The sequence below is a fragment of the Pseudomonas sp. D5(2026) genome (assembly GCF_057766845.1).
Genome location: NZ_CM173421.1, coordinates 814,603 through 839,708 on the forward strand (window position 1 = coordinate 814,603; position 25,106 = coordinate 839,708).

Sequence of the window (25,106 nt, forward strand, 5' to 3'; positions counted from 1 at the left end):
TGAATATATCAGTGCTCGGCGAACACCACGGTACGCGCGGCCACCACCAGACAATCGGTCAGCTCTGGCGAGGAGAACTTGGTAAGGATGGCATTGGCCCCGGCCTGGGTCGCCTTTTCACTGCTCATGGCACTGTCCAGCGAGGTATGCAACAGCACGTACAGGTGCTGGAAGTCAGGGGTTTCACGCAGCGTGCGGGTGAAGGCGTAGCCGTCCATCTCGCTCATTTCGATGTCGGAGACGATGATGTTGATCTCCTGCGCGGTGCCTTGCAGTTCCAGCAGCACGTTTATGGCGTCTTTGGCGCTGCGCGCGGTGTGGCATTCGATACCGAGGTTGCGCAGGGTGTGCACCGACTGTTGCAAGGCCACCTGGCTGTCGTCCACCACCAGGATATTGGCGGCGGCCAGCAGGCTGGCATCTTCTTCGTTCAAGGTGCCGTGCGCCGGCTCGGCGACGGGCGGGGCGATGGCGTGTATGACTTTTTCGATGTCCAGCACCTGCACCAGGGTGTTGTCGACGCGCGTCACGCCGGTGATGAACGAGCGGGTGCCTGAGGCGTAGGGTGGCGGTTTGATGTCGGTGCTCAGGCAATGCACGATGCGGCTGACTGCCTGTACATGCAGGCCTTGGCGCGAACGGCTGATCTCGGTAACGATCAGGCAGCCACCCTGTGGGTCGGCCAGCGGTTGTTCGCCAATGGCGCGGGACAGGTCGATGACCGACAGCGAGTGGCCGCGCAGGGTTGCCACGCCTTTTACATGGGGGTGCGACTCGGGCAGCTTGGTCAGCGGCGGGCAGGGTATGATCTCGCTGACCTTGAGCAGGTTGATTGCCATCAGCTTACCGCTGCGCAGGGTGAACAGCAGCAGGGATAGCGAATCCGCGCGGGCATTTTGCGTGGCCATGGTGACCTTCGGTGGGGAGCAGGGGATAACCGGTTATCGGCTCTTTGACGGCTGGCTTTAGGGTATTGATGGTAGTTGATGGGTTCGCCTTGGTCTTTTTTGTTGTCAGTGAGGTCGAGCGCCGCCCGCGCGGCGCATCGCGAGCTGCGCTCGCTCCTACGTTTGTTTCAGGCCAGTAAAGCCTGTTCCGGGCGCGCGGCCGCCATGTGTAGGAGCGAGCACAGCTCGCGATGCGCCGCGCGGGCGGCGCTCAATCTCACTGGCAACGCAAACCTCCCGTCACGCACTACCGTTCACGCAGGGCCTCCTTGGCCCGGTTCAGCGGCTTGATCAGGTAATCGAGGATGGTTTTCTCGCCCGTTCGGATATCCACTGTGGCAATCATCCCTGGCACGATCGCAAAACGCTTACCGGCCTTGTTCTGCAAGCTGTCCTGTTCGGTGCGGATGAACACGCGGTAGTAGTAGATTTCCGGTTTGACCTCGTCCTGCAGGGTGTCCGGCGAGATGCCCACCACCTTGCCGTCCAGCCCGCCGTACACCGAGTAGTCATAGGCACTGATCTTTACCTTGGCCGCCTGGTCGGGGTGAATGAAGGCGATGTCCCGTGGCGCGATGCGGGTTTCGATCAGCAGGCGTTCGTCCATCGGTACGATCTTCATCACCTGGCCACCGGGCTGCACCACGCCACCCAGGGTGTTGACCTCGATGTCCTTTACAATGCCGCGCACCGGCGAGCGCAGGGTCAGGCGGCTGAGCGAGTCGCTGCGCCCGCGGATCACTTCCGACAGGGCGTCCGCTTCGGCGCTGGCCTTGGCCAGTTCTTCCCGGGCACGCACCAGATAGTCCGAGCGCGCCTCGTTGGCCTTGAGTTCCAGCTCGGAACGCTGGCGGTTCAGGCGAATAACTTCGACCCGGCTGGAGGCACCCATCTTCGCCAGGTTCTCGGTGATCTTCAGCTCGCTGCGCACCAGTTGCAACGAGTCCTGAATACCCGCCAGGGTCTGTTCCAGGCCGCGGCGGCGGGTCTGGTACAGCGCGGTTTCGGCATCGATCAGGTCAGGAGAGTCGCGCAGGCTCGCCGGGAAGGTCAGTGGCTTGCCGGTCACCTCTGCCTGCAGGCGGGCCTGGCTGGCCCTGGCCGCGCGGTACTTGGCTTCGCTTTCACCAACGCTTGAGGCCGTCTTGGTCGGGTCGAGTTGGGCCAGCACTTGGCCGCGCTCGACCAGGTCGCCTTCGGCGACGCTCATCTGCGCGACGATACCACCCTCGAACGACTGGATTACCTGCTCTCGCGAACTGGGGATGACCTTGCCTGTGCCGGTGGACACCTCGGTCACCTCGAACCAGGCCGCCCAGGCCAGGAACGCCGCCAGCATCAGCGCGCAGAGGGTGATGAGGCGGCCGGCGCGGAATACCGCCTGGTCGTCCTGCCCGTCCAGGTAGGAAGCCGGGAGTTCGTGGTTGCTCATGCCTGGGCTCCTTGCAGCTTGGCCAGCGCGGCATCACGCGCGTCATCGATGACGATGCGCCCGGCGTCCAGCACCAGGATGCGGTCGACCCGCTGCAGAACACTCAGGCGATGGGTTGCGATCACCAGTGTACGGCCCTGACAGAAGCGCTCCAGGTTATCCAGCAGCTTGCGCTCGGTCATGTCGTCCAGCGACGCGGTCGGCTCGTCCAGCAGCAGCACCTGCGGCTGGCGTACCAGCAGGCGCGACAGCACCAGGGCTTGGCGCTGGCCGCCAGACAAGCCCAGGCCACCTTCTAGGATCAGATGGTCCATGCCCTTGGGCAGGCGGCGGACGAAGTCCAGCGCGCCAGTGGCGGCCAGTGCGGCCACCAGTTCCTGGTCGCTGGCCTGGCCGGCGCCGAGGGTGAGGTTTTCCCGCAGGGTGCCGTGGAACAGCCTCGCGTACTGCGGCAGCAGGCCGACGTCACGGCGCAGGTCAGCCGGGTCGAGGTGAGCCATGGCGATGCCGTCCAGGCTAATCTCGCCCTGTACCAGGTCCATGGCCCCGCCCAGCGCCTGCAGCAAGGTTGATTTGCCGGCGCCGTTGCGGCCCAGCACGGCAATGCGCTCGCCCGGCTGGATGTCCAGCCGGCCAATGTTCAGCACTGGCGGGTACTCTTCGCTGTAGCGGAAGCTGGCCTGGCGCAGGCGGTACTCGCCTTGAATGGCCGGCAGGTGAACGCGGGCTTCGCCTTCAGGGTGGTCGACCGGCGATTGCATCAGCTTGTCCAGGCCTTGCAGTGCGACCTTGGCCTGCTGCCAGCGGGTCAGCACATGGGTCAGCTGTGCCAGCGGCGCCATCATTCGCGACGAAAGCATGGATGCCGCCACCAGGCTACCTGTGGTGAGGTCGCCGGCGATGACCATGGGTGCGCCGATCACGATTACCACGGCAAACACTGCACCCTGCACGTTCTGCGTCCAGGTCACCAGGCCGTTGGTGAGGGTGCGCAGGCGCAGGTTGGTGTGCGCACAGGCCGCGTTGTACTGGTTCCATTGCCGTTCGAAGCGTGCCTCTGCCTGCAGTGCCTTGATCTCGTCCAGGCCCTGGATGCTTTCCACCAGCATGGCGTTGCGCAGCGCCGACTCACGCATCGAGGCATTGGCCAACCGTGCCAGGCGCCGTTGTGCAAGCAACCCTGGCAACACCATGGCCAGCAGCGCGACCAGCGGGATGAACACCAGCACGCCGCCGATCAGCCAGAACACGAACAGGAACAGCAGGAAGAACGGCAGGTCGGCCAGCACCGTGGCGGTGCTGGACGTGATCAGGTCGCGGATCGATTCCAGCTCGCGCAACTGCGAGATGAACGAGCCGGTGGACTTCGGCCGCACCGAGTTGCGCAGGCGCAGGGCATGGCCGTAGACCAGGTCGCTCACCCGCAGGTCGGCGCGCTTGCCGAGCAGGTCGGTCACCTTCAGCCGCAGCAGGCGCATGCTGAAGTCGAACACCAGTGCCAACACCACACCGCCAAACAGGACGTAGAGGGTGGGCAGGGATTCAGCCGGTATCACTCGGTCATACACCTGCATCGAGAACAGTACGCCGGCCAGCGCGAGCACGTTGGCCACCAGTGACGCGACCATCACCTGCCCATAGGGGCGCAGGTCGCGCAGTACGATGCGGGCGAACCAGTGGCGGTCGTAAGGGGCGGTGTAGTCGTCGGTGCGCACATCGCGCAGTGGCCGGGCCGGGCGCAGCAGGGCAACGCGGTTGATGCGGCCTTTCAGGGTGTCGCGGGGCAGGCGCGAAGTCAGGCCTTGGTCACCGGCAAACACTACCGCCAGGTCGTCCTCTTCGGTCACCGACTCGACCACCGCCAGTTGCCCGTCGTCCAGCTCCAGCACCAGCGGCGTGCGCCATTGCCGCAGGCCCTTGGCATCGAAGTGCACGAAGCGCAGTGCCAGCCCCGCCTGACGTGCCATGTGGCGGAGGATTTCATTCAACGGGCGGGCATCCTCCACTGCGGCCAGGCGAATACGCTGGGGTGATACGTCCAGGCGGTAGTGGTGCGCCACCTGCAATATCACCTCAAGCCAGGGGCCAAGGTCTGGCCGGTGCGCGGCGGCCTGCTCCGGCGCGGGTGCCTGGTTGGGCAGGGTCACATCGATCGAATCACTCATGGCTGGATCTCCACACCTTGCAGGTTGCGCCCCTCAAGGCCAAAGGCCGTGCGCAGGGCGCCGGTGTTGTACAGGCAGTCGACATCCAGGCGCAGCAGATCGGAGCGGGTGCCGGCAAGTTCGAAGCGTGACTGGTAGATCTCCTGCTCGGCGTTGAGCAGGTCGAGCAGTGGCCGTGTGCCCAGGTCCAGGTACTGACGCCCGTAGAGCATGCGTGCTTCCTGAATACTGGCCTGGCGCGCTTCCAGCGAGGTCAGCCGGCGGCTTAGCCCGGAGGTTTGCGCCATGGCTTCGGCCAGGCCCCGACGCGCCTGCAGGCGGGCGGCGTCCTCGGCGGAGTCGGCTGCGGTCAGCGCGTGGCTGGCCGCGCGGGTACGGGCGCTGATGGAGCCCCCTTGGTAGATGGGGACTTCGACGTTCAGGTAGATGCCTGCCTGGGTGCGGTCCAGTCGTGAGTTATCGCGGTTATAGTCGTCGTCCAGGTAATGATTGACCTGCGGTTGCAGCGATAGGGTGGGGTAGGCCTCCGCCTTGGCCTGGGCCAGTTCAGCTTGGCCCTGTGCGCGCTGGGCCAAGGCCATCAGCACGGCGGGCAGGCGGTCATCACCCTGTGCAGGGCGCTTGCAGGCCTGGTTCAGCTCAGCGGGTGAGCCCTCGGCCAGTGCCGGAGGGGTAACGCGGCCCATCAGCGCCGCCAGGGTCGAGCGCCAGCGCTCGTACTGCGACTGGTACTCCTCCAGGGTGGCACGGGCGCTTTCCACGCGGGACTCGGCCTGCACCACGTCGGAACGGGTGCTGGCGCCCATGTCGCTACGCTGGCGGGCCATGCCGGCAATGTCGCCCACGCCGCGAATCTGATCGCGGGCAATCGTCAGCAGTTGCTCGTATCGGCGGGTTTCGATCCAGGCATAGGCTGTGTCGCGGGCCAGATCGTCGACCACCAGCAGGATATTGGCCTGGGCGCGGGCGGCAGCCGCCTGGGCGGCATTGACGGCGCTGTCGACCTTGCCGAAGTCATAGAGCATTTGCTTGAGCGACAGGTTCAGGGCCTGGCTATTGCGGTCGCCGCCATAACCGGTGTCATAACCGGTGCGCAGACCGCCGGAAATCTGTGGGTAGTACCCCGCACGGGCGACGTTGATGCCTTCGCCCTGCTTGTAAAGGTTGCCGATGGCCTCAGCGATGCTCGGGTGCCATTGCGCTGCCTGCAGCACTGCGTCGGTAAGGCTCAGCCGTTCGCCACTGGCGACCGGGGCCATGCCGATGGGGGGGCGGGCGGGCACCGCTTCGGGCGCATCGCGTAACAACGATGGCCCGATCTGGCGCAGGTGGGGGTCTATATCATCGGCTGCCTGGGCAACCGGGTGGAAGTTCAGGGCCAGGAGCCCGAATGCTCCCAGCAACAGCGGTGACAGCGGACTGCTTCGCTTCACATAGTTCCCTTACTGCTGGTCGTCCATGCCGCCGGGCATTCACCCGGCGGGTTTGCAGCGGCCTCAAACCACATGGATACCGTTTTGTACCCACAGGTGATGGCTTGGATCCTCCTGGGCCGTGTATTGGTTATAGTCGACGCCGTCGGCAGTTTGGTTCCCGACCAGCGTCCAGTTGTCCGTCATGTGAACCGAGTCTTGGTCGTCCCCCTTGATAATCAGTGTGTCGGTACCGGTTTCGGTGATTGCCACCACGTCCCCCAGGTTGAGGGTGAGCGCCACCGAGCTGGTGTCGTTGAGGTCGAGGATTTCGATGTCGTGCACGCGCTCGGCCAGGTTGCCCAGGTCGATACTGGCGTCACCGCCGCCCCACAACAGGGTGTCGGTACCTGTACCACCATCGACGCTGGCGAAGTTCTGGTCGACTATCACCAGCGTGTCGTCACCCGCCCCCCCTTGCAGGGTGATGTGGCCACCCTGGCTGCCATTGAGGTGGTCGTCGCCGTCGGTGCCGGCGATCACATCGGTGGCCGCTGCCAGGCTGGCGAGTGCCGCTGATTCGTCGCCGCTATCAGCCATCAGCGATGTGGTCGTGGTGAGGCCGGCAGCATCGTCCACGTTGATGGTCAGGGTTGCGGTGTCGGTAGTGCCGTTCGGGTGGCTGAGCTCGTAGGTGAAGGTGTCTTGCTGGCCGACCACCGCCGAGGTGAGCCCCGCGTTGAGGGTGTAGGTGTAGCTGCCGTCGGCATGCACCAGCAACGTGCCGTAGGTGCCGGCCACGCTCACCCCGTTGTAGCCTGGGATGGTGTAGGTGTTGGCCGCTGTCAGCACGCTCAGCACGGTCAAGGCCGAACCGATGTTGTCGTCAGTCAGCAGGTTGCCGGTGGCTGCTGTCGCGCCACTGACCACGAACTCGGTCAGGTACGTTGTGGTGGTGTTCAGGCTGGTGGTGATGGAGCTGAGCAAGCCGATGCCGCCAGCGGTGACACGGACGTGGTAGGTACCGGCGCCCTGATTCTCGAAGGTATACCCGGCGCCGCCCCCCAGCACGCTGATCAGCGAACCACCCGGCACCGACTGCACCAGCACGTACTGGCCGGTGGCCGGGTTGAGCTTGAGCAGCTCGATGGTAGTGCCGTTGAGCAGGCTCAACAGGTTGGCGGAGTTGACCACCACTTGCAGGTCGGCCGTGGTGTCGGCGGCAACCGTGGTGGTGTAGGTGGCCTGGCGGGTACCGATCAATGGCAGGCTCAACGAGCCCAGCGTACTGCTGCTGGTGTCCACGCGGTTGTCCAGGGTGACTTGGCTGCTACCAACGTCGTTGACTGCGTCGACCACCGTGGCCGGTGCACCGTAGTTGGTGTCGCTCCAGATCTCCGTGGCTTGCGGGCTGTCGATGCGCACGTACAGGTTGGCGGTATCGGACAGGCCGTTAGGGTGCACCAGTTGGTAACTGAACACGTCTACTTTGCCGACACTGTTCGGGCTGCCGTTGGGCGTGTAGGTGTAGCTGCCGTCCGCACTGATCACCAAGGTGCCGTACTGGCCCTGAACCGTTGTGGCGGTCCCGGCCGAGACGTAGCTGCCGTTTTTTAGTACTTGCAGCACGGCGGCGCTGTCCGGGCCACTGGCATCCACCGCGCCATCGGTGCCCACGTCGGTAATGACGTTGCCGGAGGTGGCAATGCCGGTGCCGGTGAATTGGGTCAGGCTGGTGGAGACGATGTCCAACGTGGTGCTCACTTCGGTGACCAGGCCGATGCCGCCACTGCCCACGGTCAGTCGGTAATCACCTGCTTGCAGCACGCCGATGTCCACCTGCAAGCCGATTGGCAGCACGATCAGGTCGAGCAGGCCCTGAGTGTTGCCGGTGGCGATGGTCACCCAGGCGCCGCTGGCGTCTTTCACCTGCAGGGTGAAGCTGGTGTTGTTGAGTAGTGCCAGCACGCTGTTGGTGGTCAGTGTGAGGGTAGGGTCGGCCGTGCTGCCTGCTGTCACCGTCCAGGTGTAGGTCTTGGTAAAGCCGGACAGCAGCGTGGTGAAGCTGTCGGTGTAGGTCTTCGTGGCGCTGACCGCTTCCAGGTTGACCGTGGCTGTGGCCAGGTTGTCGCTGGCGATGACCGGCGCGTTGGCATCCACATCCGGTGCAGTGACGTTGACGTTGCCCGACACGTTACCGCGCGGGTCGCTGAGGGTCACAGACAGGATCTGGCCGTTGTCCTGAGGCGGGCTCAGGGTCACAGTGAAGGTGCCGTCCGCCTGCACCGTTGCGGTTTGCAGCACGGTACCACCGGCGCTGCGTACGGTTACGGTGGCACCCACTTCGCCCGTACCGGTGAGGGTACTGCCGTCAGCACTGAATTGCAGGTTGCCGGCAGCCGCAGGCGGTGTCAGGTCCGGTGCGGTCAGCGCAGTGCCTGTGGACACGTTACCGGCGCTGTCGGTGAGGGTGACGCTGAGCGCCTGGTTGTCGATCTGCGCCGCAGCCAGACTGACCACGAACAGGCCGTTGCTGCCCACCGTTGCGGTACCCAGTACGGTACCGGCGCTGTTGCGCACGGTGACCGTGCTGCCGATCTGGCCAGAACCACTGACCGAGGTGCCGTTGGCGTTGATGGTGGCCAGCGGGGCGGCTGGCGGTGTGGTATCCGGCGCAGTCAGGCTGGTGCTGGCGGACAAGTTGCCGGCAGCATCGGCCTGGCGTACCACCAGCAGTTGCCCGTCGTTCTGTGGCGAGGTCAAGGTAATGCTGAAGGTGCCGTTGGCTTGCACCACTCCGGTACCGACCTGGCCGTTCGGGCCTTGGACGGTAACGGTAGCGCCCACTTCACCGCTACCGGTAAGCACGCTACCCGTGCCATCGATGGCGATGTTGGTAGGGGCGGCAGGTGGCTGCAGGTCTGCGGCGGTGTAGCTTGTGCTGCCGGACGCATTGCCGGCAGCGTCAGCCTGGCTCACGCCCAGTACCTGGCCGTTGAGCTGCGCGGCGTTCAGGTTGACGGTGAAGACGCCACCGCCATTCACCACCGCCGTGCCGAGCACGTTGTTGCTGGCATCACGCACTGTCACCGTGGCACCGGCTTCACCCGTGCCGGTCAGCACCAGGCCATTGACAGAGAGGCTGGTCACCACCGGGTTGGCCGGTGGCGTGATGTCAGCTGCTTGCAGGAAGGTCGGCTGCGATTCGCCGCCGACCAGTGCCACCGCTGTCACCGAAATGTGCTCGCCGTTGAGCTGGGCTGCGTCCAGCGTCAGGGTGAAGGAGCCGCCCAGGGTTGCGCTGCCTGTACCGATCAGGTTGCCTGCGGCATCGTACACGCGAATGTCCACACCGCTTGGTGCACTGCCTGTCAGGGTCAGGCCGTCGCTGCCCAAGGTCACGTCGGTTGGCGGCACGGGTGGTGCGACCAAGGGTGTGACGTAGGTCGCGACCGCAGAAGTATTGATACCGTCAGACTGTGTCACTTCCAGGGTGGCGAGCGAGCCCGCCGCCGGCACCAGCGTTATCTGGAAGTTGCCAGCGGCATCCACCACGCCGGTGCCGATCACGCTTCCGTCGAGGCTGACGGTGACCGTGGCATTGGCTTCGCCTTTGCCGGTCAGCACGTTGAAGGTGTTGTTGATCGCCAGGTTGGTTACCAGGTCGGGTGGCGAGGTGTCGTTGGTCTGGTAAGGGACGGCCACCGAAGCGTTGCCGGCATCATCCGTGGACACCACCGTCAGCAACTGGCCATTGTTCTGTGCCGGGCTGATCGGCACAGTGAACTGGCCGTTCTCATCCACTTCCACCGTGCCCACGATATTGTTGTCCGGGCCGCGTACCGTGATGGTGCTGCCGGCTTCGGCGGTACCTGTCATCGACGTACCGGCTGCGTTGAGCAGCAGGTCGGTCGGCTGTACCGGTGGCGTCAGGTCTGGCGCAGTCACTGCCAGTGGTATCGACGGGTTGCCAGTGGCGTCCTGGGCGATGATGGTCAGCGTTTCGCCGTTGATTTGCGGGAGGTTCAGGTCAAGGACGAAGGTGCCGTCCGGATCTACCGTCACCTGGCCCAGCAGGTCACCGTTGTTGTTGACCACGGTGACGCGGGTGCCGGCTTCGGCGGTACCGGTCACCTGGGTACCGCTGTCGTTGATGACGGCGATCACGGTGGCAGGTGGTGTGGTGTCCGTCGCCGTGACCGAACTGATTGGCGAGATATTGCCGGCTGCATCGGTCAGTGTTACCTGCAGCACCTGGCCATCGAGTTGCGCCGCATCCAGCTCGACGATGAAGGTCCCGTCGGCGCCCACTGTGCCGGTTCCGACCTGCGTGGTACCGACGTACACGCGCACGATGGCGCCCACTTCGCCGATACCGCCCAGCTCGTCACCTGCCGCATTGAGCCGCAGCTCTGTTGCTGCCGCTGGCGGCGTGAGGTCCGGCGCTTGCACGTTGACCGGCAGGCTGACGTTGCCGGGTGGGTCGGCCTGCAGCACCGACAGTGTCTGGTTGTTGATCTGTGCAGGTGACAGTTCGACGCTGAAACTGCCATCAGCAAGCACGATACCAGTGCCCAATACGGTACCGGCTGCGTTACTGACGATTACTGTGGCGCCGGCCTCGCCCAGGCCGCTGACCACACTGCCGTCGGCGTTGATCACCACTAGGGTGAGCGGGGCGGGTGGGGTGAAGTCCGGGGTTTGCAGGGTTGCCACTGCCGACACGTTGCCCGCCGCATCGGCCTGGGTGAAGCTGAGCAGTTCGGCGTTACCCAGCGCCGGGCTCAGCGTGATGGTGAAGTGGCCACTGGCATCGACGGTGGCGCTGCCGATTTCCTCGCCTGCCGGGTTGGTCACGGTCACCTGCGCGCCCACTTCGCCGCGGCCGGTGAGGGTGACACCATCACCGGAAATCGCCAGTTCGCCTGGTGCCGTTGGCGGGGTGGTATCGGGGGCGGTGATGGCGCTGGCGGCAGACTGGTTGCCAGCCGCATCGCCCAGCACTACTTGCACCTGTTGGCCGTTGGCCTGAGGCGATGCGAGGTTGACCTGGAAGGTGCCGTCGGCGCGCACCGTGGCACTGCCCAGCACCGAACCATCGGCGGCGAGCACCCGCACGGCGGCACCCGCTTCGCCGGTACCGTTCAGCAAGCTGCCACCCCCGGCGAAAGCCAGGTTGTCGGCCGCATCCGGCGCGACGCGGTCAGGGGCTGTCAGGCTGACGCTGTTGGACTCGTTGCCGGCCACATCGGACTGGCTGGCGCTGAGCTGTTCGCCGTTAATTTGCGCGGCGCTCAGGTTGACGTTGAAGGTGCCATTGGCATCGACCACGGCAGTGCCCAAGTCGACACCGCCTTCGCCAAGCACGGTAACGGTGGCACCTGCTTCACCGCGGCCACTGAGTACCAGGCCGTCGCTGGACAACACCAGGTTGGTCAGTGGTTGCGGTGCCGTGGTGTCTGGTGCCTGCAGGGTTGCGGGCGATGATACGGTGCCATCGGTACCCGTTGCGCTGATCTGCAGCACTTCGCCATTGGCCTGTGCACTACCCAGATTGACAGTGAACGTGCCGTCGTTGGCGACCGGGCTGCTGCCCAGCAATACGCCGTTGGGGCCGTACACCTTGATTGTGCTGCCCGTCTCGGCGGTGCCGGTCACCGACAGGCCGTCGGCGGCCAGTACCAGGTTGTCCGGTGTTGCCGGTGCCAGTACGCCCGGTGCAGTCACGCTTTGTGCAGGGGAGACGTTCTGTGCGGCATCGGCCTGGACCACGTTCAGGCTCTCACCCGTGATCGCTGTCGGTGAAAGGGACACGGTGAAGTGACCGTCGGCCGTCACTGTGGCGCTACCCAGCACGGTACCGTCCGGTGCCCGTACGGTCACGGTTGCGCCTGCTTCGCCATCGCCTGTCAGGGTGGCGCCATCGGCGGAGACCGCCAAGTTGGTCACGGCGGCCGGCGGCGTGGTGTCGGCTGCGGTGTAAGGTGCGGCCGGCGACACGTTGCCAGCTGCGTCGGTGGCAGTCACCTGCAGCGTCTGGCCATTGGTCTGGGCACTGTTCAAGGCGACCTGGAAGGTGCCGTTGCTGCCGGCTACCGCTGTGCCCAGCACGTTGCCGCTGGCATCGCGCACGGTCACGGTGCTGCCGGCCTCGGCGGTACCGGTCAGTTGCAGCCCGGTACTGGACAGGGCGAGTGCTGTCGGTGCCGCAGGCGGGGTGAAGTCCGGCGCGGTGACCGCCACGGCGGTGGAAGTGTTGTTGCCCGCGTCGGTCTGCGTAACGCTCAGGTGCTGGGCGTTGAGCTGAGCGCTGTTCAAGGTGAGGGTAAAGCTGCCATTGGCCGCTACCAGGCCGGTGCCTATGATGGTCCCGTCCGGGCCGTGAACGGTGACCGTGGCACCGGCTTCGCCAAGGCCAGTCAGGGTCAGGCCGTTGTTGTTCAGCACCACGTTGGACAGCGGCGCGGGCGGGGTCAGGTCCGGGGTTGTCACATTGATTGCCGGCGAGGTGTTGCTGGCGGCATCCACTTGCGTCACGCCGATGACCTGGCCGTTGGTTTGCGGCGTGTCGAAGGTCACCGTGAAGCGACCGTCTGCGCTCACCGTGGCGGTGCCGAGCAAGGCACCTGAGGCGTTGCGTACCTGTACCGTCGCGCCTACTTCACCGCTGCCGGAAAGCTGCCGGCCGTCCTGGCTCAACACTGGGTTAGTGATGGCCGCTGGCGGCGTGTGGTCTGGCGTGGCCAGGCTGGCCGGGCCGGACACATTGCCCGCAGCATCACTGAGGGTGACCTGCAGTGGGCTACCGGTGACTTGCGCGCTGGGCAGGGTGATCTGGAATTGGCCGCTTTGGTTGACGGTGCCGGTGGCCAGGATGGCACCACTGGCATCGCGTACGGTGACGCTGGCACCGGCTTCGCCCTGGCCGCTGAGCACGGTGGCTGCGCTGTTGAGGCTGAGGTTACTGGCCGCCAGCGGTGCCTGCAGGTCAGGCGCTTGCAGGGTGGACGCGAGCGAAACGTTACCTGCGGCATCAGCCTGGGTGACGATCAGGTTCTGCCCATTGGCCACGGCCGGCGAAAAGATGACGCTGAACAGGCCATTGCTGCCGACGGTAGCAGTCCCCAGCACGGTGCCTTGTGAGTCAGTCACGCGCACGGTTGCACCGACTTCACCCTGGCCGGTCAGTGTACTGCCGGTTGCGTCGAGGTTTACCTGTGTCGGCGCGTCTGGTGCCGTGGTGTCACTGGCCACGACGGTGGCCGGCACCGAAGGCTGGCCATCGACGGTAGCCTTGGCACTGACCTGCAAGATCTGGGCGTTGAGCTGGGCGCTCTGGAAGAACACACGGAAGGTGCCGTCGCTGCCGACCGTGGCGCTACCCAGCGTGGTGCCCCCGGAGGTCACGGTAATCAGCGAGCCGACCGTACCCTGGCCGGTCAGCAAAAAGCCGTCGGCGCTGATGGCAAGGGCCGAAGGCGTGGCCACTTCGGCACCGGTCGGGCCAGCCAGTGGTACTTCAGGCGATTCGTTGCCGGCAGGGTCGATCACCGCCACATCAACCGTTTCGCCTGATGCCAGCGGTGGGTCGACCGGTATGACGAAGGTGCCGTCCGGCCCTACGGTTACAGTGCCGCGCACGCTGTCATCCGGGTTGCGGACTTCCACTGTGCTGCCAGGCTCGGCTGTGCCGCCGACCGTGCTGCCGTCCGGGCTTACGGTAAGGCCGGTGGCTGGTTCTGGGTTGGTCGTGTCCGGAGCGGTGACTGAGACCGGCGCCGAGTCGTTGCCGGCTGCGTCGGTCACTACCACGGTTACGGTTTGGCCGTTGTTCTGCGGGGTATCCAGCGGCACGTTGAAACTGCCATCCGGGTTGACCGCCACGGTGATCACATTGCCGGCCCCATCACTCACGGTCACCGAACTGGCGCCAGGTGCGTTACCGCTCACAGCCGTGCCATCGCTGCTGACTGCAACGTCGGTGGGCAGTGCCGGTGGCGTGATGTCAGGCGCAAGGATCTGGCTGGGCTGCGAAATGTTGCCGGCCGCATCGGTCAGCGTCACATCCAGGGCCTGGCCGTCCAACTGGGCGGGCGATAGTGGGACAGTGAAGCTACCGCCTGCGGGCACGACGATGGTGCCTACCAACGTGCCGTCGCCAAGCTTCACTTCCACCGTGGAGCCAGCTTCGCCTGTACCTTGGATGGCGTTGCCAGCCGGGGTGATCGTGAGGTCGGCAGGCGCAGCCGGCGCAGTGCTGTCGTCAGCGGTGAAAGTGGCCGACGGCGAGGCATTGCCGCCGCCATCGATCAGCACCACCGACAGTACTTCACCGTTGGTCTGGGCGGGGGAGAGTACCACTTCGAACGTACCGTCTGCATTTACCGGCATGGTGCCTAGCAGGTCACCCGCAGCATTGCGTACCTCTACGGTGCTGCCTGCCTCGCCCTGCCCGCTGAGCAGTGTGCCGGTAGGGTCAAGGCCGAGCCCCTGCGCCGGCAGCGGTGCCTCGAAGTCAGGTGCGGTCACGGTGCCTGCGGGCGAGCCGTTGCCGCTATTGTCCGCCTGAGTGACAGACAGCGTCTGGCCATTGAGCTGTGGCGGGTCGATTGCTACCTGGAAGGTGCCATCGGGCTGGACCGTTGCGGTGCCCAGTACCGCGCCGCCAGTGCCTGTCACGGTCACCTGCGCACCCGGCTCGCCGCTGCCGCTCAGGCTGCTGCCGTCGCCAGCCAGGACCAGAGCGGTGGGGCTCTCGGGTGCCTGGGTATCCGGTGCTGACAAGTCGACCGCCGCTGACAGGTTGCCGGCCACGTCGCGTTGCTCCACGGTCAGTGCCTGGCCGTTGGTCTGCGGGGTGTCGAGGGTGATTTCGAAAGCGCCGCCAGCGCCGACCACCATGCTGCCCAACACGCTGCCGTCCGGCCCGCGCACGGTAACGGTGGCGCCCGGTTCGCCGTTGCCGGTGATCGTGGTACCGGTGCCGTCGATGGCCGGGTTGGTGACCACTTGCGGTGGGGTGGAGTCGGGTGCAGTGAAGTCCACGGGCCCCGCGCTGTTACCCAGGTTGTCAGTGGCTTCGACGGTCAGGCTTTCGCCGTTGCGTTGTGGCGCGTTGAGGGTGACGTCGAAACGGCCGTCGCCACCCACAGTGGCGCTGCCCAGCACATTGCCGTCGGCGTCACGCACGGTGACGATGGAGCCGCTTTGGCCCTGGCCGGTAAGGTGAATGCCAGCGGTATCGATGGCCAGCCCGGAGGGCTGCAGCGGGCCGTCGATATCGGGCGCCACGATGGTTACGGTCGAGGTGTTGCCAGCTGGGTCGCGCAGTACCACGTCCAGCTCCTGGCCGTCGGTCTGCGGAGGGTTCAGGACCACGCTGATCACACCGCCGGCACCGACCTGGGCGCTGCCCAGCACAGTACCGTCGGCGCTGATGACCTGCGCGGTGGTGCCCGGTTCGCCGCGACCGGTGAGCAGCCCGCCATCGGCGCTCAATTGCAGTTCGCTGGCTTCGTTGGGCGGGGTGATATCGGGGGCGGTGATCTGTGTCGGTAGCGAGCTGTTGCCAGCGCCGTCAACCGCCACGACATCCAGTATCTCGCCGTTGGCCTGGGCTGGGGTCAGGCCGATGGTGAAGCTGCCATCCGGTTCGGCCTGGACGCTGCCCAGAACATTGCCCTGCGCGTCACGCACTTGCACCTGCGTTCCTGCCGGTGCGCTACCGGAAATACTGGTACCGTCGCCGGTCACCAGCACGCCGCTCGGGCTTTCGGGTAGCGGTGTATCGGCAACGGTCACACTGACCCCTGCCGAGGTATTGCCGGCGGCATCGGTCTGCACCAGCACGAGGTTCTCTCCGGCGGCCAGCGGTGCTTCAAGGTCGACCACGAAGGTGCCATTGGCCGCCACGGTGCCGGTGCCGATGACTGCACCTTGGGCATCACGCACTTCCACCGTGGCACCGGGCTCACCACGGCCAGACAAGGCCAGGCTGCCATCGCCTGCCACCACATCAGTGATGATCGCCGGAACGGTAATGTCCGGGGCCACGTAACTCAGCGGTACCGAGGTATTGCCTGCCGCATCGGTCACTGTGATGGACAGGGTTTCGCCATTGGCCTGTGGCGGGTCGAGGGTCAGGCTGAAGCTGCCATCCGGCTCGGCAATGGCGCTACCGATCAGGTTGCCCGAGGCATCTTTAACCTCCACCCGGGCGCCTCCTTCTGCAGTGCCGACCAGGCTGTCGCCATTGCTCAGTACCAGGTCGGTTGGTTGCAGCGGTGCTATCTGGTCCGGCGCCGTCAGCGGGACAGATGCAGAGATATTGCCGGCGGCATCGGTCAGGGTCACTTGCAGGGATGAGCCATCCACCACCGGGGTTGGCAGTTGCACATTGAAGCTGCCATCGGGCTGAACGGTACCGCTTACCAGCACCTGGCCCTCATCGTTGCGCACCTCCACGGTGGCGCCCGCTTCGCCGCGCCCGGAGACTGTGCGGCCATCGTTGCTGATGGCCAGATCGGTAGCGGGCTCCGGCGGGGTGGTGTCGCCGCCGTTGTCCACGTTCGGTGCAGTGACGCTGCCGGCCGTGGAGGCGTTGCCTGCGGTATCGGTGGCAGTCACCTGCAACTGCTCGCCTGCCAATTGTGGCGGGGTGAGGTCGATGCTGAAGGCACCGCTGGCCCCCACCACGACACTGCCCAGCACCGTGGTGCCGTCGGCGGCCAGCACACGGACGGTGCTGCCTGCTTCGGCGCGGCCGCTGACGACGGTACCATCGCCACTGATTGCCAGGTCGTTGGGCGCCGCAGGCGCGGTGATGTCTGGTGCGGTGATCTGCACCGGCAACGACGAGGTGCCGTTGTTGTCGATGGCCACTACGTCCAGCAACTCGCCATTGGCCTGGGCCGGCGTGAGCACCACGGTGAATGTGCCCTCGGCACCCACCACGATGCTACCGATCAGTGTGCCGTTGGCATCATGCACGTCCACGCGGCTGCCAGTCGGAGCAGAACCGCTGATGCTGCTGCCATCGGCGGCCACAACCAGTTCACTCGGGCTGGTCGGTGTGATCACCAGTGGCACTTCGTAGGTCAGCGCTTCAGAGACGTTGCCGCCCGGGTCGGTCTGTACCAGGGTCAGGCGCTCACCCGGCAGCGCAGCCGGATCGAGGTCGATCAGGAAAGTACCGTTCGCAGTTACCGTACTGGTACCCAGCAGCGTGCCATTGGCATCGCGCACCTCGACGGTAGCGCCGGCTTCGCCGCGACCACCCAAGGTCAGGCCGTCGGCGCCGACGACGATGTTGCTGACCACGGCAGGCACGGTAATGTCCGGGGCATCGAACTGCAGCGGTAAAGAGACATTGCCATCGGTATCGGTCAGGCGGATGTCCAGCACTTCGCCATTGGCCTGGGCAGGCGACAGGGTAATGCTGAAGCTGCCGGTATCATTGACCAGGCCAGTGCCGAGCAAGTTGCCCGAGGCATCGAAGGCCTGCACTGTCGCACCAGGCTCGCCGTTGCCACTCAGGGTCACACCGTCGGCCAAGGCCAGGTTGGTCGGCTGGGCCGGGGGCTGCAAGTCCGGGGTAACCACCGACGCTGGTGCAGAAGCATTGCCGGAGGCATCGATCAGCACCACTTGCAAGTTGCTGCCATCTTTCACCGGTGGGTCGAGGGTGATCTGGAAGGTGCCGTCGGGGTTGACTGAGCCGCTGGCCAGTACATTGCCCTGGGCATCGCGCACCTGCACGCTGGCACCGGCTTCGCCGCGGCCATTGAGCTGGGCGCCGGCCAGGCCGACTACCAGGTTGGTCGCGGCATCTGGTGGTGTGGTGTCGCCACCGTCGATGTCCGGCGCGGTGATGTCGCTGGCCGGGGAGGTGTTGCCGGCGGCGTCGGTGGCGGTGACTTGCAGCACCTCGCCGTTTACCTGTGGCGGGTCGAGGGTTACGGTGAAGCTGCCGTCGGGGCCAGCCACAACACTGCCAATCAGCGTGCCGTTGGCGTCATGCACCTCTACACGGCTACCGGCAGGTGCGCTACCGCTGATGCTGCTGCCGTCTTCGGCGAATACCAGGTCGCTTGGGCTGGCAGGCGCAGTGGTGACCGGGACCTCGTATTGCAATGCCGAGGAAGCGTTGCCGCTTGGGTCAGTCTGCACCAGGCTCAATTGCCCGCCCGGCTGTGCGGCCGGACTCAGGTCGATCAGGAAGGTGCCGTTGGCCCCTACGACACCCGTGCCGATCACGGTGCCATTGGCATCGCGTACTTCGACGGTGGCCCCCGGTTCGCCGCGTCCGCTCAGAGCCAGGCCGCCAGCGCCAACTGTAATGTTGTTGACGGCATCGGGCGGGGTAATGTCCGGAGCATCGAACTGCAGCGGCGCAGAGGCGTTGCCGGCAGCATCCACCAGGCGTACGTCCAGCGCTTCGCCGTTGGCCTGGGCAGGCGACAGGGTGAGGCTGAACAGGCCGTCGGCACCAACGACACCGGAGCCAATCAGGCTGCCGGCAGCATCGCGCACCTGCACGGTAGCGCCGGGCTCACCGCGACCGGTGAAGGTGACGCCATCGGCCAGAGCCAGATCGGTCGGCTGGGCAGGGGCTGTGGTGTCAGGGTTGTCGACGTCCGGTGCCGTGATGCTGGCAACGGGCGAGATATTGCCAGCCGCGTCTGCGGCGCTGACCTTCAGGGCCTGGCCGTCACTTTGTGGCGGTTGCAGGGTGATGCTGAACTGGCCGTCCGCACCGGCTACGGCAGTGCCCAGCAATGCACCACCAGCGCCTCGTACGGAAACCGTCGAGCCAGGCTCGGCAAGACCGGTGAGCGTCGTGCCCTGTTCATTGATAGCCAGGTTGGTCGGCGCCAGTGGTGCCGTTGCGTCTGGCGCAGTGACAGTGCCAGGCGCCGAGACATTGCCGGCGGCGTCGGTCAGGGTGACATCAAGGTTTTCGCTATTGATCTGCGGCGCATTCAACGTCACGTTGAAGTTGCCGTCGGGACCCACTGTGCCGCTGCCGATCAGGTTGCCGGCGGCGTCGCGGATGTTCACCGTGGTGCCTGCTTCGCCACGGCCGGTCAGGAGCAGGCCATCCGGTGAAACCAGCAGGTCGATCGGCGTGGCCGGTGCGCTGGTATCGGGGGCGGAACCGCCGCTGCTGCCCCCGCCGCCGTTGCCCGCCGCTGCCGCTGCGCCGCCCACACCGAGCAGGCTGAGCCCGGCAATCGCCCAAGTTGGCATGGCGCTACCGGCAGTGCCGATGCCAGCGACCAGTTCGTCCAGCGAGGCCACTTCTTCGAAGGTGAAACCGGTGAACGCTGCCGCATCGTACTGGGCATGCCACAGGGTGCCGTCTTCGCCGACGAAGACCATATCGCTGCCGACCCCGGCCTGGTCCGCAGCGAAGAAGTTACCGACGGTGACTTTTTCACCCGACTTCAGCGTAACGATCAGGTCTTGCCCACGTTGGGTGACGGTGGCCACTTTGTCGGGAGATACCGGTATCTGCACGACGCTTGGTGCTTTGAGATTGATATTGCCCCAGGCGCTCTGAGTGGCGACTTCGGATTGCTTATCGGCGACGACGATGTTGTCCATGGATGCTCCCTGCTGATATCCGGATCCCCTGGCCCGACTATTCGGGCGACAACCGGCGTAACAGAGCCCTGATAGGGGGTACGCGCAGCCTCGACCAGGCAGTCGACAAATGGGTCGTTAGGGAGATATAGCAGCCGGTGGGGAAGCAACCAGATGGCTTTCTGGGTTAATCCTTTGGTAGAGAAGCCTTAGCGAAGCCCTAGCCTGCGGGCTAAACGGCTCAGGTTTGCGCGGTCCAGGCCGAGTTCGCGGGCCGCTGCTGCCCAGTTGTCCTGGTGCCTTTGCAAGCAGGCTTCGATGATCTGACGCTGGTAAATGTCGACGGCCTCACGCAGGCCACCTTCAGGCGGGGTGGCCACTTGTAACGGTGCCGCAGGGGAGGGCAGCGAGCCTGGCGTCGTTGCCGACACGCGCAGGTCCAGGTCGATGGCGTCGAGAGTGAGGATACGTGGCCGGTCAGGGTGCTGGCCCAGCGCCTTGAGGGCCGAGCGGCCTATCAGGTGTTCCAGTTCGCGCACATTGCCTGGCCAGTCGTAGGCGATCAGCGCGGCTTGGGCCTCATGGCTCAGGCGCAGGCTGTTCAGGCCCAGCCGTGAACGGTTCTGTTCGAGGAAGTAGCCAGCCAGTAGCAGCACGTCTCGCCCACGTTCGCGCAATGGTGGCACGTGCAGCGGGTATACACTGAGGCGGTGGTAGAAGTCGGCGCGGAAGTTGCCCGTACGCACCTCGGCAGCCAGGTCGCGATTGGTCGCGGCGATCAGGCGCACGTCGACCCGGTGCTCGCGGTCCGAACCCAGGCGCTGCAGCTGGCCGCTTTGCAGCACGCGTAACAGCTTGGCCTGCACCGTCAGCGGCAGTTCGCCCACTTCGTCGAGGAACAGCGTGCCGCCGTTGGCCAGCTCGAACTTGCCGCGGCGCTCGCCATGCGCGCCGGTGAAGGCGCCGCGCACATGGCCGAACAGTTCGCTTTCCACCAAGGTGTCGGGCAGGGCGGCGCAGTTGAGGCTGACCAGCGGCTTGTCGGCGCGGCTACTGGCCTTGTGCAGGGCCTGGGCCACCAGCTCCTTGCCGACCCCGGTTTCGCCGGTGATCAGCACGGTCAGGTCGCTGCTGCCGACCAGACGAATTTCTTCCACCAGGCGTTTGTGCGCAGGGCTCTGGCCAATCAGCTCTCTATCCTGGCCGCTGGCCTGGCGGTAGAGCTCGGCGCGGTGGTGTTCGTCTTCGGCGCGCAGGGCCAGGTGCTCGATACGCTCGGCCACGGTAACGGTGGCGGCCGCCAGGCTGGCAAAGGCCTGCAGGGCATCCAGCTCCAGGCTCTGGAACTGCCCGGGGGTGAGGGCGTCAAGGGTGACCAGGCCCCATGGGCGCTCATCGACCATCAACGGGCAGCCCATGCAGTCGTGCACTTCAAGGTTGGCATCGGGGGCGTGGACCAAACCATCATAGGGGTCGGGCAGTTCGGAGTCGCTGGCGAAACGGGTGGGTTCCGGGCGGCTGAGCAGGACCTGGAAGCGCGGGTGCTCGCTGACCCTGAAGCGACGGCCGAGAGTGTCGGGGCTAAGGCCATCCACTGCCAGCGGCACCAGCCATTCACCATCCAGTCGCAGCAGTGCTGCGGCATCGCACGGCAGCAGGCCACGCATGGCTTGCAACAGCCGGCGGTAACGCTCCTGGTCGGGCAAATCGCGGGACAGGTCGCTGACCAGGGGCAGCAGGGCGGTGAGCAGCGGTTTCGTAGTCATATGGACTCCTGTAGGTCGATATGACTATACGCAGGAGTAGGTCTTTTTGACATGACCTGCATCAAGCCCCTGATTTTACGGGCGATAAAAGTTGGCACGATTGCTGTAATGGCAGTGGCAGTCATTTGAAGCCACAGGCTCAGGAGTTGTTGCAATGCTCAATGCCGAACAACGTGCAATCATCAAGGCCACTGTACCTCTGCTGGAAAGCGGCGGTGAAGCGCTGACCACCCACTTCTACAAGATGATGCTCAGCGAGTACCCCGAGGTACGGCCGCTGTTCAACCAGGCCCACCAGGCCAGCGGCGATCAGCCGCGTGCGCTGGCTAACGGCGTGTTGATGTATGCCCGCCATATCGACCAGTTGGAGCAACTGGGTGGCCTGGTCGGACAGATCATCAATAAGCATGTTGCCCTGCAGATTCTGCCGCAGCACTACCCGATTGTCGGAAGCTGCCTGCTGCGCGCCATCGAGGAAGTGCTTGGCAAGGACATTGCCACCCCAGCGGTGATCGACGCTTGGGGCGCGGCCTATGGCCAGCTGGCCGACATTCTGATTGGCGCTGAAGAAAACCTTTATAAAGAGAAGGAAGCGGCCGAGGGTGGCTGGCGCGGTACGCGTGAATTCCGCCTGGTACGCCGCGAGCAGGAAAGCAGCGAGATCGTTTCGTTCTATTTCGCCCCGGTGGATGGCATGCCGGTGCTCAAGGCAGAACCTGGCCAGTACATCGGCCTGAAGCTAGACATAGACGGTGCCGAGCAGCGCCGCAACTATTCCCTGTCGGCGCTGTGCGACGGCAAGGAATACCGCATTAGCGTCAAGCGTGAGGCGGGCGGCAAGGTCTCCAATTACCTGCACGATGACTTGGTGGTCGGCGATACCCTGCAACTGTTCCCGCCTGCGGGGGACTTCACCCTGGCAGCCAGCGACAAGCCGCTGGTGCTGATCAGCGGAGGGGTGGGCATTACCCCGACCCTGGCAATGCTGCAGGCAGCACTGCAAACCCGGCGCGAGGTGCATTTCATCCACTGTGCGCGTAACGGCGCGGTGCATGCCTTCCGGGACTGGATCGATGGTTTGGCGGCACGTCATCCACAGCTCAAGCGCTTCTACTGCTATGCCGAGCCGGAAGGTGGCGCTGCAGCCGATGCGGTGGGTTTGCTGAGTGAAGACCTGCTCGCCGAGTGGCTGCCGCAGGAGCGTGACGTGGATGCCTACTTCCTCGGGCCGAAAGGCTTCATGGCGGCGGTCAAACGCCAGCTGAAGGGCCTGGGGGTGCCGGAGCAGCAGAGCCGCTACGAGTTCTTCGGGCCGGCGGCAGCGCTGGAGTGATGTAGCGTCTGTGCCGGCCTCTTCGCGGGCAAGCCCGCTCCCACAGGTATTGCACCGATCTTGAATGTGGTGCCGTCTCTGTAGGAGCGGGTTTACCCGCGAAGGGGCCGGTACAGGCTTATAAAGTACTCGTCCCCCCGCTGCAGCACACCTTTCTGCCTATATATAAAGGAAAGATGAAACCGGGCGCTGCGCTTTCATCCTTAATCATCCTTTAATCACGGTATCCTTCACTCCCGGGTGTCGAGGGGCTTGCCCCTGCGCGGCACCTGGGCAGCCGTTTTTTTGCCGCCCGGCGTTGAACCGACGTCGTTGCGGCCGGTCTCAGCCACACTGGATAGCCCTGCGCAGTGCTTCCGCGACGCTCCCTCGGCATGCTCACAGGCCATGCCCAGCGTGTAGACTTGCGCCCAGGCAGGCGGATCACGCTGCCACTATCCATCGAAGGAACCGGCAATGAACGAACAAACATCGCGCCTGAATCGGGAACGGCGCTTTCTGGTGCTGTTGGGCCTGATCTGCCTCTCGCTGATCGGCGGCGCCCTCTACATGCAAGTGGTGCTGGGCGAGGCACCGTGCCCGCTGTGCATCCTGCAACGTTATGCATTGCTGTTCATTGCCGTGTTTGCCTTCATCGCTGCGGCGATGCCTGGGCGCCGCAGCCTGACCTTCTTCGAAGCGTTGGTGGTGCTCAGTGCTATTGGCGGAATCGTTGCGGCCGGCAACCATGTGTATATACTCGCCAACCCCATGGTCAGTTGCGGTATCGATACCCTGCAACCGATTGTGGATGACCTGCCACTGGCAAAGCTGTGGCCACTGGCGTTTCAGGTCGACGGCTTCTGCAGCACGCCGTACCCGCCGATCCTCGGCCTGTCGCTGGCGCAATGGGCGCTTGTGGCCTTCGTGCTGACCGCAGTCCTGGTTCCGCTCGGTATCTACCGCAACCGACGCCAGGTTTAGACAAAAGTCCCGAATTGCATGGGGTCTTTTGCACTCCATGCGAAGAGGGAAAAGTTGCGCACCGCTTGATCCAGATCAATCCCGAAGCCTTGTAGAATGCGGCTTTGAGGCCTGGCAAGCGGGGTGCGACAAACTGTCGCGAAGTTGAATTATTGAGCAGTATTGTTACGGATTCTGTAAAAGACTGTTGCTCAATAAGTCATAGTCAAGGGTTGGCGACCTATCTACAATCGCCCCCAATTTCCGTTCGGCACTGCTTGCGAGTCGCAGGATTGAAGGAAGCCTCAGCGCTCCTTTTTGCTGACTTCGTCAAGTTTCGCCCAACGGCGATACCGGGCGGACACCCCTCCGCGTTTTCCCGCACCAAATGGACTTGGTCTGAAGTACAGGCCTGTTGCCTACGAAACCATAAGCACCGCTAACCCGCTTGAAGCCAAGGTCCTGCAGTCGGACCCCAGGCAGGAGTGAGTACGGGCGCGAAATGCCTCACTTGGCAGGACGAAGTGCTGGCTACCAAAACACAAATTGCATTGAAGCAAGCTGATCTAGAGGTCGTGAGATGAGTAAAAAGCGTTACCCCAGACTGTTTGGCATATTGCCCTTTTTAGGCATGCTTTTACTCAGTGGGTGCAACTGGACCCTGCTCGACCCGAAGGGCCAGGTCGGCATTGAGCAAAAGAACCTGATCCTGATCGCTACCGGCCTGATGCTGCTGGTGGTAATCCCTGTGATCATCATGACCTTGGCGTTCGCCTGGAAGTACCGTGCTTCCAACAAGGCAGCCACCTACACCCCTGACTGGTCGCACTCGACCAAGATCGAGGCCGCGGTATGGATCATCCCGATCCTGATCATCATCGCCCTGGGTTATGTCACCTACCACTCCACCCACAAGCTGGACCCGTATCGTCCGCTGGATTCGGACGTTAAGCCGATTCAGATCGACGTGGTCGCGCTGGACTGGAAGTGGCTGTTCATCTACCCGGAGCAGGGCATTGCCACGGTCAACAAGATCGTCTTCCCGGCTAACACCCCGGTCAACTTCCGCGTCACTTCCGACGCTGTGATGAACTCGTTCTTCATCCCAGGCCTGGGCGGCCAGATCTACGCCATGGCCGGCATGACCACCAAGCTGCACCTGATCGCCAACGAAAATGGCGAGTTCGACGGTATCAGCGCCAACTACAGTGGTGCTGGCTTCACCGGCATGAAATTCAAGGCTACTGCCACCTCTCAGGAAGACTTCGACAAGTGGGTCGCTGAAGTCAAGCAGTCGCCGAAGAAGCTGGACAAGGCCGAATACGCCGCCTTGGCCAAACCAAGCGAAAACAACCCGGTCGCGCTGTATAGCGAGGCTTCGCCTGAGCAGTTCCAGCTGATCGTCGACAAGTACGAAGGCATGAACCGCGGTCGTAGCCACGAAGAAGCAGGCAGCACAGATCTGGCCACAACCAAGGGTGTGGAATCGAGTATGCAACCAGCTGCCGGTGCAGAGGAGTAAGAG

The 25,106-nt window shown here is 64.5% G+C and carries 9 protein-coding genes; 3 read left to right on the top strand and 6 right to left on the bottom strand.

The annotated features are described in order from the left end of the window. Positions 1 to 8: 8 nt before the first annotated feature. From AC3B5Q_RS03835 to norR, 6 genes are all read right to left on the bottom strand, one after another. A complete protein-coding gene (locus tag AC3B5Q_RS03835; RefSeq protein WP_021781736.1) occupies positions 9 to 908 on the bottom strand; it encodes a chemotaxis protein in 900 nt (299 codons plus the stop codon). A gap of 286 nt (positions 909 to 1,194) precedes the next feature. Continuing rightward, positions 1,195 to 2,379 carry an HlyD family type I secretion periplasmic adaptor subunit gene (locus tag AC3B5Q_RS03840; protein WP_021781737.1) on the bottom strand — a complete coding sequence of 395 codons (1,185 nt, stop codon included), beginning with the start codon at positions 2,377 to 2,379 and terminating at the stop codon, positions 1,195 to 1,197. Further along, entirely contained in the window at positions 2,376 to 4,544 is a 2,169-nt protein-coding gene (locus AC3B5Q_RS03845) for a type I secretion system permease/ATPase (protein WP_488392837.1), read from the bottom strand. The genes AC3B5Q_RS03840 and AC3B5Q_RS03845 overlap by 4 nt, the downstream gene beginning before the upstream one ends. After that, entirely contained in the window at positions 4,541 to 5,977 is a 1,437-nt protein-coding gene (locus AC3B5Q_RS03850; protein ID WP_021781739.1) for a TolC family outer membrane protein, read from the bottom strand. The genes AC3B5Q_RS03845 and AC3B5Q_RS03850 overlap by 4 nt, the downstream gene beginning before the upstream one ends. A gap of 63 nt (positions 5,978 to 6,040) precedes the next feature. After that, on the bottom strand, positions 6,041 to 19,561 hold the full coding sequence (locus tag AC3B5Q_RS03855) for a BapA/Bap/LapF family large adhesin (protein WP_488392838.1): 13,521 nt from the start codon (positions 19,559 to 19,561) through the stop codon (positions 6,041 to 6,043). A gap of 188 nt (positions 19,562 to 19,749) precedes the next feature. After that, positions 19,750 to 21,306: a nitric oxide reductase transcriptional regulator NorR gene (norR, locus tag AC3B5Q_RS03860; protein WP_103470136.1), complete on the bottom strand. Its 1,557-nt coding sequence runs from the start codon at positions 21,304 to 21,306 to the stop codon at positions 19,750 to 19,752. A gap of 154 nt (positions 21,307 to 21,460) precedes the next feature. Between norR and hmpA the strand changes: the two genes are divergently transcribed. From hmpA to cyoA, 3 genes are all read left to right on the top strand, one after another. Further along, entirely contained in the window at positions 21,461 to 22,639 is a 1,179-nt protein-coding gene (gene hmpA / locus AC3B5Q_RS03865; protein WP_021781742.1) for an NO-inducible flavohemoprotein, read from the top strand. A 456-nt stretch (positions 22,640 to 23,095) separates the two neighbouring features. Next, positions 23,096 to 23,602 (top strand): disulfide bond formation protein B, encoded by a 507-nt coding sequence (locus AC3B5Q_RS03870; RefSeq protein ID WP_021781743.1) that lies wholly within the window; start codon positions 23,096 to 23,098, stop codon positions 23,600 to 23,602. 559 nt (positions 23,603 to 24,161) lie between these two features. After that, positions 24,162 to 25,103: a ubiquinol oxidase subunit II gene (gene cyoA / locus AC3B5Q_RS03875; RefSeq protein WP_021781744.1), complete on the top strand. Its 942-nt coding sequence runs from the start codon at positions 24,162 to 24,164 to the stop codon at positions 25,101 to 25,103. Positions 25,104 to 25,106: the final 3 nt, after the last annotated feature.

Excerpts from the sequence above, each read along its gene's own strand:
- hmpA (WP_021781742.1), top strand. The coding sequence starts at position 21,461 with ATGCTCAATGCCGAACAACGTGCAATCATCAAGGCCACTGTACCTCTG.
- AC3B5Q_RS03840 (WP_021781737.1), bottom strand. The coding sequence starts at position 2,379 with ATGAGCAACCACGAACTCCCGGCTTCCTACCTGGACGGGCAGGACGAC.
- AC3B5Q_RS03855 (WP_488392838.1), bottom strand. The coding sequence starts at position 19,561 with ATGGACAACATCGTCGTCGCCGATAAGCAATCCGAAGTCGCCACTCAG.
- AC3B5Q_RS03835 (WP_021781736.1), bottom strand. The coding sequence starts at position 908 with ATGGCCACGCAAAATGCCCGCGCGGATTCGCTATCCCTGCTGCTGTTC.
- AC3B5Q_RS03845 (WP_488392837.1), bottom strand. The coding sequence starts at position 4,544 with ATGAGTGATTCGATCGATGTGACCCTGCCCAACCAGGCACCCGCGCCG.
- norR (WP_103470136.1), bottom strand. The coding sequence starts at position 21,306 with ATGACTACGAAACCGCTGCTCACCGCCCTGCTGCCCCTGGTCAGCGAC.
- cyoA (WP_021781744.1), top strand. The coding sequence starts at position 24,162 with ATGAGTAAAAAGCGTTACCCCAGACTGTTTGGCATATTGCCCTTTTTA.
- AC3B5Q_RS03870 (WP_021781743.1), top strand. The coding sequence starts at position 23,096 with ATGAACGAACAAACATCGCGCCTGAATCGGGAACGGCGCTTTCTGGTG.